The sequence below is a fragment of the Candidatus Syntrophosphaera sp. genome, from assembly GCA_019429425.1.
Taxonomy (GTDB): domain Bacteria; phylum Cloacimonadota; class Cloacimonadia; order Cloacimonadales; family Cloacimonadaceae; genus Syntrophosphaera.
On record JAHYIU010000087.1, the window covers coordinates 1 to 9,917 of the forward strand.

The 9,917-nt window shown below is 57.6% G+C and carries 7 protein-coding genes; 4 read left to right on the plus strand and 3 right to left on the minus strand.

The annotated features are described in order from the left end of the window. Positions 1 to 230: 230 nt before the first annotated feature. From K0B87_08275 to K0B87_08285, 3 genes are all read right to left on the minus strand, one after another. Positions 231 to 1,196, minus strand: a complete 966-nt coding sequence (locus tag K0B87_08275; protein MBW6514736.1) for a T9SS type A sorting domain-containing protein — start codon at positions 1,194 to 1,196, stop codon at positions 231 to 233. A 237-nt stretch (positions 1,197 to 1,433) separates the two neighbouring features. Further along, positions 1,434 to 3,296, minus strand: a complete 1,863-nt coding sequence (locus K0B87_08280; GenBank protein ID MBW6514737.1) for a T9SS type A sorting domain-containing protein — start codon at positions 3,294 to 3,296, stop codon at positions 1,434 to 1,436. A gap of 147 nt (positions 3,297 to 3,443) precedes the next feature. Next, a complete protein-coding gene (locus K0B87_08285; protein ID MBW6514738.1) occupies positions 3,444 to 5,879 on the minus strand; it encodes a sodium-translocating pyrophosphatase in 2,436 nt (811 codons plus the stop codon). A 186-nt stretch (positions 5,880 to 6,065) separates the two neighbouring features. Here K0B87_08285 and prfB point away from each other — a divergent pair. The 4 genes from prfB to K0B87_08305 form a co-directional block, all read left to right on the plus strand. Continuing rightward, positions 6,066 to 7,179, plus strand: a protein-coding gene (gene prfB / locus K0B87_08290) for a peptide chain release factor 2 (GenBank protein ID MBW6514739.1) whose coding sequence is annotated in 2 segments (ribosomal slippage) — positions 6,066 to 6,128 and positions 6,130 to 7,179 — 1,113 coding nt in all. Because the reading frame shifts where the segments join, the coding sequence is not laid out codon by codon here. Beyond that, on the plus strand, positions 7,176 to 7,919 hold the full coding sequence (locus K0B87_08295) for an isoprenyl transferase (protein MBW6514740.1): 744 nt from the start codon (positions 7,176 to 7,178) through the stop codon (positions 7,917 to 7,919). Before prfB ends, K0B87_08295 begins: the two co-directional genes overlap by 4 nt. Beyond that, complete coding sequence (locus tag K0B87_08300; protein MBW6514741.1) at positions 7,916 to 8,713, plus strand: phosphatidate cytidylyltransferase; 798 nt, start codon at positions 7,916 to 7,918, stop codon at positions 8,711 to 8,713. Before K0B87_08295 ends, K0B87_08300 begins: the two co-directional genes overlap by 4 nt. 3 nt (positions 8,714 to 8,716) lie before the next feature. Continuing rightward, positions 8,717 to 9,917 (plus strand): chitobiase/beta-hexosaminidase C-terminal domain-containing protein (locus K0B87_08305; protein MBW6514742.1); only part of this gene is annotated, 1,201 nt, incomplete at its 3' end.

Here is a 9,917-nt window from a genome sequence, read left to right on the forward strand (position 1 = left end):
TGGAGTGACAATAAGTATAGCTATCTAATTTGTCAAGAATTATTTGCAGATATCGTAAACTATTTTTCGGGGGAGTTCTACCCCTAGTTTTAGACCTTTTCCAGAGAGTCTATGTGCAAAGGTCTTTGATAGCGTATTGATAATGAGGGCGGCAGGGGAAAGGGTTGAGGGGCAAGGAAAAGAAAGCCCTGGATGAACAAGGGTCAGTATAAGATGTCTATCTTGTTCTCTTATTTGATGATGACCAGCTTTCTGGTGTCGGAGTGGGAAGGAGTGTCCAGCCTGATCAGATAGGTGCCGCTGCCGCAGGGGCTGCCATGGCGGTCTTTGCCGTTCCAGGCGAGTTCGTGGGTTCCCGGGCCGAGCTCAAAGCGCTTCAGTTCCTGGCCGTGGAGGTTGTAGATCCCCAGGCTGCCGGTTTCTCCCTGTTTGACCCAGACCGCGATGGTGGCGGTGGAATCGGTCCGGATGGGATTGGGCCAGGCGCTATGGATCCTGCTCGATTCTGCCGCGGGTATCCCTGTTTCGGGAGCGATTTCGGTGCCGGAAACATAGACGCTCACCGGGCCGTGGAAACTGCTTCCATCCAATTCGATCGCTTCCAGCCAGTAGAAATTGGTCTGGTTCAGTGCCGGGTCCTCGTCCGTGAATTGATAATTGGCAGGCTGGCCGGTGTTGGTGGCGGGGATCATGGGGCCGATCCAGACGGCGCTGGGGAGGTCATCGCTGAGATTGTGGTAGATCCGGTATCCGAGCAGGTTGCTTTCATATTCCGTCTGCCAGGACAGGCTGACCTGGTTTCCGCCGCTTACCTGCGCGTCAAAGTAGTTAAGCAGATAGTTCGCAGGCGGTTGCATGCCGAGGAAATCGACCTCGTAATCGATGGTGATGTCCTGGAAGGTGACGGAATCGGGGAACCAGTTGTCCCAACCTTCCAGATATACGCCGTAAACTCCCGGCGCGAAAGGCAGATTGCCCGGAGCGCCAAAGAGATAGGGGGTGAAAACAGGCGGGTCGATAGGCGCGCCATTGAATAGGATCAGGGCGTGCAGGTCCATTTCCGAGTCGTTGGGAAAGGGATTCTCCGAATCGTAGAGCAGGACGTCAAATGCGTTGATGTGGAAAGTGTACGCGGGCTGGGCGCAGAGCAATCCTGCCCAAAGGATCGCGGCGCAGGTCAAAAGAGCATATTTCATTGCTTCCTCCTCTCTGAAGGCTGGTGAAATAAACCACTGTGTCCGGCAGCGTAAATGCAAGCCGGCAAACAGGTTCATAACTGCCTGTGGCCGCGGAATCTGTCAAGCAGAATATCGGTCCCCTGCACGGCAGATCAGGCCTGGCCTGCTTCTTCCCACTTCTTCCGAAGCAAAAAGAAAGCCGGACGTGTGGTCCGGCTTCCTGTAATATATAGCGGGCTTGGCCCTCATCCGGGCTTATTTGAGCAGCATCAGCCTGCGGGTGGAGACCTGATTACCGCTCTTCATTCTGACGATGTAGGTCCCGTTGGCGGCCTGTTTTCCGTTGTTGTCACGCCCATTCCAGACCGTGCTGTGCGAGCCTCCGGCCTTGGTGGCGGAGATGAGGGTCCGGACCAGTTGTCCTTTGACATTGTAGATCTCGATGCTCACGGGGCCTTTCTCCGCAAGGGTGTAGGCGATGGTCGTCTGTCCGGAGAAGGGATTGGGGAAGCTGGAGCCGAGCGCGGTCAGTACAGGGCTTGCGCCGGGATCGTTGTTGGCCACGGGCGGGAATTCCAGATCGAGCACGGCGACCTTATTCGCCTGGATGATCTCCTTGCTGTCCACATTCTGGATGAAGGCCACCAATTCGCAATTCGCGGTCACCCATGAGGCTTCCTTGCTGATGGCGAGCACCACGTCCGAGGTGCCGAGGGGCCAATTGATGAGGTCGATGGGGGTGCCGTCGTAGGTGGGATACATCATCCGGTTCACGAAGTTGAAGTGATCCTGCCCCTGCCAGTTGTAGGCGATGTCGGATTCAGTGATGGCCAGGTGCATCACGAGGTTGGGATAGGCGACCGGGGCGAATTTGTCCACGCGGATGGTGATCAGATAGTTTTCGCGGGTCTGCTCGCCGAAGATCTCGATGTTCACGGGAGTCTTGACCGCGTTGCGCTGCTGGTAAAGAGGAAAGTATTGGGGAAACACGCTGGTGGTGTTGCTTCCGCCCACATGGCTGAGCACTCCGTCAAAGAAGCCGGTGGGATATCCGGATATGCCATAGTAGGAATTGCGGAAGTTGGAGGTGTCGTTGGCATAGGGATCGCCGTTGTGGTTCTCGATCACGGCGACGTTGTAGCCCAGGTCGATGAAATCATCGGCGGCCATTGCGGCGCCTGGGCAGTAGGGACACCAGCCTCCGGTTCCGATTTCCAGAACCACCATCTGTTTAGCGCCGGTCCAGGTGTTCACATAAGCTTCCAACTGGTTGTTGGATGGGTCGTCATCGACCACATCCTCCAGCGAGCTGACGCTGAACACGAAACGGTAGAGCTCGTCCGGCCAGGCCGGGATGAATGCGGGGAAGCCAGCGGTCTGGGATTCACCGCCATTCAGGTAGGCGGAGTAATAATCCGGATGTGTTGCTTCCAGGACATCGCCGCGGTAGATGGAGAGCGAAACCGTCGCGGTCAGAGAGTTCAAGCCAGAGTTTTTTACCGTGCAGGCCGGATCGATCTGGGTTCCGGCATCGGTTTGGACGGGCAGGCTGGCATCGATGATGGCCAGGTCATAGGGAAAGGGGGTGTAGAGCTTGATGTCGTCGATGTACCAATAGTCGATGTTGTAGGAATTTCCGTTGAAATAGAGGGCAAACTGGAAAGTTGAAGAGCCCACGTCGGCATTGCTGATCGTTACGGTCTGGGTCAGCGGGCCCACATTGCCGGTTGGCGACTGGCTCCAGACGGTGTTCCAGTCTCCAGAGTTGGATCGCGTGGCGACGCCGATGGTGTACGGATTGGTGTAATGGTCCACGAAATGCTTGAAATCGAGCAGGAGGGTCGTTTCGCCGCTGGTGTCGAAGCTGGGGGATATGAAATAGGAGGTTCCGGTAAACTGCGGCGTCCAGCTGAAGCGAAGTTCCGGACTCTCGCCACCGGCTGTGGCTCCGGCATAGGCGCTCCAGTTGGCCGCGTTGTTGCTGATCGTCCAACCGGCCGGGGGGAAGGTCCCGGAGGAAAAATCCTCAAACACCCAAACTTCTCTGCCGCCTTCTGCGCTGAGGGCGCCCCACGCAAGCAGGGTTACGAGGGCCAAGGACAGTAGCATTTTTTTCATTATCGATCTCCTTGTTGTATGTGGTCGTTTCGAGGTTAGCTTGGTGATGCGGCGAAATTCGTCAACATATTTCTTTGCTCACACAATCAGGTGTGAAGTGATCAGGATCCTCTCGATCCCGTTTATGTGGCTGAGGTGAAAATTGGATCAGGCCGGCGGCAGGGGCTGGATGTCCCGAGGCTGGGTTTCCGCTGGCTGGGCTGCGGGCTCCAGGTCCGGCGCGAAACCACGCAGATGGCGGAAAAACTCAGGCGGCAGGTATTTGTCGCCGGCATCGCCGCTTTCGTCGTGCAGGTCCTTGTTTACGGGGATGACGATGTTGTGCCTGGATTTATCGACCCCCACTCCGGAGAAGGGGGCCGCGATGTCCTCCAAGCTGAGGGAATAGGTGACGATCAGCCCGGCGAAGACGATCGAGACCATGCTCATCAGTTTGATCAGGATGTTGATGCAGGGCCCGGCCGTATCCTTGAAAGGATCGCCGACAGTGTCGCCCACGATCGTGGCTTTGTGGGTGGAGGAGGATTTTCCGCCGAGCTCGCCGGTTTCCACATACTTTTTGGCGTTGTCCCAGGCCCCGCCGGAGTTATTTAGCATGATGGCCAGCACGAAGCCGGTGGCAAGAGCACCCGCCAGAACGCCCAAAACACCGCCCACGCCAAAGATCAGGCCGGTGACGATGGGGGTGAGGATACCCACCAGGGCGGGCAGGAACATCTGGTGCTGGGCGCCTATGGTGGCGATCTTCACGCAGGTGGAGTAATCTGGTTTTCCGGAACCTTCCAGGATGCCGGGGATCTCATGGAACTGGCGCCGCACCTCGGCCACCATTTTGCCAGCGGCCTTGCCCACGGCCTTGATCGTGAGAGACGAAAACACAAAGGCCACCATGGCGCCGATGAATGTTCCCATGAGAAATTTCGGGTTGAGCACATGGATCTGGTAGAAATTGATGAAATCCGAGATTGAAGCGCTGTCCACCAAGACCCGCTCGACCATGTCCTTGCCGTAATTGATGCTCAGATACATGTAGTTGCCGGCTTTGTCGCCCACCATCATCAAACCGGCCCGCACTTCTTCCAGATAAGCGGCCAGGAGGGCCATGGCGGTGAGGGCGGCGGAGCCGATGGCGAATCCTTTTCCCGTGGCGGCGGTGGTGTTGCCAACGCTGTCCAGATTGTCGGTCATTTCCCGCACACTATCTGGCAGATGCGCCATTTGCGCGTTTCCGCCGGCATTGTCGGCGATGGGGCCAAAGGCGTCCATGGCCAGAGTCACGCCCAAGGTTGCCAGCATGCCCACAGCGCCGAAGCCGATGCCGTAGAGCCCCATCTCGATGGATTGGAAGCCGTGGCTGCAGATGAAAGCGGTCATGATGCCCACCACGATGGTGATCACCGGCGCGGCGGTGGATCTCATGCCCACAGCGATGCCTTCCAGGATGACCGTGGCAGGCCCGTAGGTCCCTTGGGAGGCGATGTTCCGCGTTGCCTTGTAACTGTGGGAGGTGTCCCTTTCGGTGAAATAGCCGATGAGGATGCCGCAGGCCAGGCCTATCACGGTGGAGATGAACACCCCGAAAAAGTAGTCGGTCGGCAGCAAATACCTGGTGATGAAGAACGAGGCGACGGCGATCAGGGCGGAACTAATGTAAACCCCTTTGTTGAGGGCGAACATCAGCTCCTTGGTGCCGGCGTTCTCTTTCGTGTTGACCATGAAGATGCCGAGGATGGAGAGCAGTGCTCCGACCCCGGCCAGGATCATCGGAGCGACCACGAAATTGATGCGAAAAGTTTCAAACTGCACGCCGAGAGTGGAAACTGCGCCCATGCCCAGAGCCGCTGTGGCCAGGATCGAGCTGGCGTAGCTTTCATAGAGGTCGGCTCCCATGCCAGCCACGTCGCCGACGTTGTCGCCAACGTTATCTGCGATGGTGGCCGGATTGCGGATGTCGTCCTCCGGAATTTCCGCTTCCACCTTACCCACCAGGTCAGCCCCCACATCGGCAGCCTTGGTGAAGATGCCGCCACCGAGCCTGGCGAACAGGGCCTGGGTCGAAGCGCCCATACCGAAGCTGAGCATGATCACGGTGATCTGGTGCAGGCTGAAGGAGAGTTTGTTGAGCACGAAGAACCAGACAGACATGTCGATCAGGGCGAGCCCCACCACCGTGAGCCCCATCACCGCTCCGCCGCGGAAGGCGATCTTCAGCCCTTTGTTCAGGCTTTCGGTGCAAGCCTGGGCTGTGCGGTTCGAGGCCAGGGTCGCCATGTTCATGCCAACGAAACCGGCCAGCGCGCTGAAAAAACCGCCGGTCAGAAAGGCAAAGGGCACAAGCCAGTGCAAGACTCCCAGCACATTCGCCATGAATTGGAAGATAAGGAAAGCCCCCAGGAAAAAGAGGGCGATTCCCTTGTATTGCTGTCTCAGAAAAGCGAAGGCCCCCTCCCGCACATAGGTGGCTATCTCGATCATGCGCGCGTTGCCGGGATGGGCTTTTTTTACTTGGTGAAAGAAAATGGCGGCGAATATCAGTGCCATGACCGCCCCAAACGGAGCAATGTACCAGATGACAGGTATCATATTCAAAACCTCAGTTTAGTTTCCTCATTGAAAGACGATATCCCCAGCAGGGATTTAGCTTAAATATGAACTATCGCCAATCTGTCAATGATTTTTTGCGTCCGAACAAATGGATTGACAGAATCGGCGCTTGCGGATTTCATGGCTTACAAAAATTTTCCTTGGGAGACAAGCAGGAAAGACACAATGGAATATGTTGATTACAAACGAGAAGTGAATTCCATGATCTCGCAGATCGCCGAGATCAGGAGGTTACTTTAATCTCGATCAGAAGGAAGAGCTGGCCTCACAGCTTGAACGGCAGATGAACAGTCCCGGCTTCTGGGACGACCCGAACCAGGCCAGGAAGATCTCCAAGCAGCTGAGCCAGGTGAATGAAGAGATCGGGCACATAAACTCGTTGGACAGCCTGCGCGAGGAATTGGAGACCTATGTCGCCCTGCTCGACGATGACTTCAATGAAGGCCTCTTGGCCGAGGCGGTCGCCGCCTTGCCAAATCAAAGGCTGTTCATCGAGAAAGCCGAGATCGAATGCTACCTCAACGACAAATTTGACCATGAGAACGCCATCCTGATCATCCATGCCGGGGCCGGGGGCACAGAAGCCCAGGACTGGGCGGAGATGCTGCTGAGGATGTACACCCGCTGGGCGGAGCAGAACAAATTAAGCTACCATATCATCGATTCCCTGCCCGGCGAGGAAGCCGGCCTGAAAGGAGTGAGCGTCGAGGTGGGCGGAAACTTCGCCTACGGCATGCTCAAGGCGGAGATCGGTGTCCATCGCCTGGTGCGCATCTCTCCCTTCAACTCCCAGGGCAAGCGCCAGACCTCTTTCGCCTCCGTCTTCGTCTATCCTGAATTCGAGGACGACATCGAGGTGGAGATCGATCTCAAGGACCTGAAAGTCGACACCTACCGTTCCAGCGGCGCCGGTGGTCAACACGTCAACACCACCGATTCCGCGGTCCGGATCACCCATCTGCCTTCAGGGATTGTGGTCAGCTGCCAAAACGAGCGCTCCCAGATCCAGAACCGCGAGAAAGCCATGGCCATCCTCAAATCCCGCCTCTACCAGCTATACGAGGAGCAGCGCGAGGCGGAGAAGAAGAAGGCCGAATCCGGCAAAACCGACATCGGCTGGGGCAACCAGATCCGCTCCTATGTCTTCCAACCCTACCAGATGGTAAAGGACCACCGCACCAACTTCGAGGTGGGTCAGGTGGACAAAGTCATGGACGGCGATCTGGACGGCTTCATCTACGCCTGGCTCAAATTCAACGCCCAGCAAAAGATGCAATGAACTATAAGGATTTGATCCCCCGGATCGATCCCCAGCGCCTGCCCGCCCATATCGGCATAATCATGGACGGCAACGGACGCTGGGCCAAACAACGCCACAGGAAGCGCCTTTTCGGACACAAGGCGGGAGCCAAATCCATCCGCCAGGTGGTGGAACTGGGGGTGGAGCTCAAGCTGCGCTATCTCACCTTCTACGCCTTTAGCACCGAGAATTGGGCCCGTCCCGCCGATGAGGTCCAGGGTCTGCTGAAACTGCTCAAGGAACAACTGGTCAAGGAGATCCCGGAGCTCAACAAACAGAACATCCACGTCCGCTTCATCGGCGGCGAGGTGCGCCTCGATCCAAGCTACCTGGCCGACATCCGCGCCGTGGCAGCCATGACCGATTCCAATACCGGCATGGCGGTGAACATCGCTTTCAATTACGGCGGACGCGCCGAGATCATCGAAGGTATCAAAAAACTCTGCCAGGAAGCCAAAACAAAGCCGGAACTGATCGCCAACCTAAGTCCGTCCAACTTCTCCCAATACCTGTATACGGCAGGCCAGCCCGATCCCGACCTGATCATCCGCACCAGCGGCGAGAGCCGCCTCTCCAATTTCCTCCTCTGGCAAAGCGCCTACGCGGAGATCTACATCACCCAGACCCTGTGGCCGGATTTCGGCAAGCTGGAGTTTTTGCTGGCCCTGCTGGATTTCCAGGGCCGTAAGCGCAGATTCGGCGGGGTGGAGAGCAAATGACCGAACTGCAAAAACGCCTGGCTGTCTCCGTGGTCTTCATTCCGGTGATTTTGGCCGCGATGTGGTTTGGCGGCGCGACCCTGGTGGCGGTTTTCGCCCTGGTGGTGCTGTTGGGCTGCAGCGAATACATCACCATGCTGCGCAATGTCCGCATTCGCCTGGATTGGCTTTGGCTGGCGGTGGCACTGGCGGCCTATTTTTCCCTGGTGCTGTTTCCCGGCAGCGACATCCTGGCCTTCTGGCTGATCTTCGCCCTGGTGCTGCTCTCAGCGCTCTTCCGCTGGGATAAGGACCGCTCTTTGCCCCAGGCGGCCCTGGTCCTGTTTGGCCTCTTCTACACAGCCGTGCTGCCCGCCCTGGTCGTCCGTCTGGGCCTCGGCCATCCCCCCACCCGCATCCTCTTCTGGTTGGTGATCCTGATCTGGTGCGCGGATTCGGCGGCCTATTTCGTGGGCATGAAATGGGGCAGGCACCGCAACATACTGCCCATGAGCCCCAACAAGTCTTGGGAGGGTTTCATCGCCGGAGTGCTTGCGCCTTTTATAATAGTGGTTATATTATCTTGTGTACGTTTGGTTGACGACATTGCCGTGTTCCTGCTCAGCGCTTTCGCGGCCGGAATAGTTGGCCAGGCGGGCGATCTTGCCGAAAGCATGCTCAAGCGTTTTTGCGGCGTGAAGGACAGCTCCAACCTGATCCCAGGCCATGGGGGCATCCTGGACCGCAGCGACAGCATCATTCTGGCCGGTTCTTTTTTATACTGTGCCCTGATAATTTTTGAGAAAGTGAGGTAAATCATGACTAAGAGAACACTACTGTCCATCATCCTGCTGGGCTTCATCGCCTTGATGTCCGCCCAGGCCCAGGACCTGTTCATTTCGGAGTATGTGGAAGGAAGCTCGAACAACAAGGCCATCGAGATCTTCAACGGCACCGGCGCCCCCGTGGACCTGGCCAATTACACCATGCGTCTCGCCTCCAACGGCGGCACCTGGTCCACCACCAACAGCGTAACTCTATCCGGCACCCTGGCCAACAACGACGTCTTCGTGATCGCCAATTCCCAGGCCATGGGCGCCATCCTCGACGTTGCCGATCTCACCCACACGGTCACCTATTTCAACGGCAACGACTGCCTGGGCCTGTTCAACGGCACCACCCTGATCGACATCATCGGGGTCTATCAGACCGATCCGGGCACTGCCTGGGACGTGGCTGGAGTCACCAACGCCACCCTGAACCACACCTTGGTCCGCAAACCCCATATTGTGCAGGGAAACCTGGATTGGATCGCCGGGGCCGGCACCAATGCCGACAACTCCGAATGGATCGTCCATCCCCAGGATTACGTGGCTGACCTCGGAATGCACACCTTCCAGCCCGGCGGAGGCGACAATGCCGCCACCCCGACCTTCGACCCCCCAGCCGGAGTTTATGCCCAGCCCGTCAATGTGGCCATATCCACCACCACGCCGGACGCCACCATCCGCTATACCACCAACGGCAGCGATCCCACCGAGACTTCCACCCTCTATACCGGCCCCGTGGCGATCAGCAGCACAACCACCCTCAAAGCCAGGGCTTGGGCAGCGGGAATGGACCCCTCCTACGTCGCCACGGCCATTTACACCTTCCCGGTCGTGGTCTCCAACCTTGCCGCCCTGCGTGCCGCCAACGCTGACGGAACAACTGTCTACCACCTCGCCAACGAAGTGGTCCTGACCTTCCAGCAAAACTTCCGCCACCAGAAGTATGTCCAGGATTACGGCGCCGCGATCCTCATCGACGACTATCCCGGCATCATCACCACCCAGTATCAGATCGGCGACGGCATCTCAGGACTCACCGGCACCCTCTCCCGCTACACCACAGGGATGCTCCAATTCTGGCCGACCATGGATCCCGGTCCCGCCACCTCCACCGCAAACACGATCATCACGCCCACCGTCACCATCAACGAGATCGTGAGCAACCTCGAGTTCTACCAATCCCGCCTGG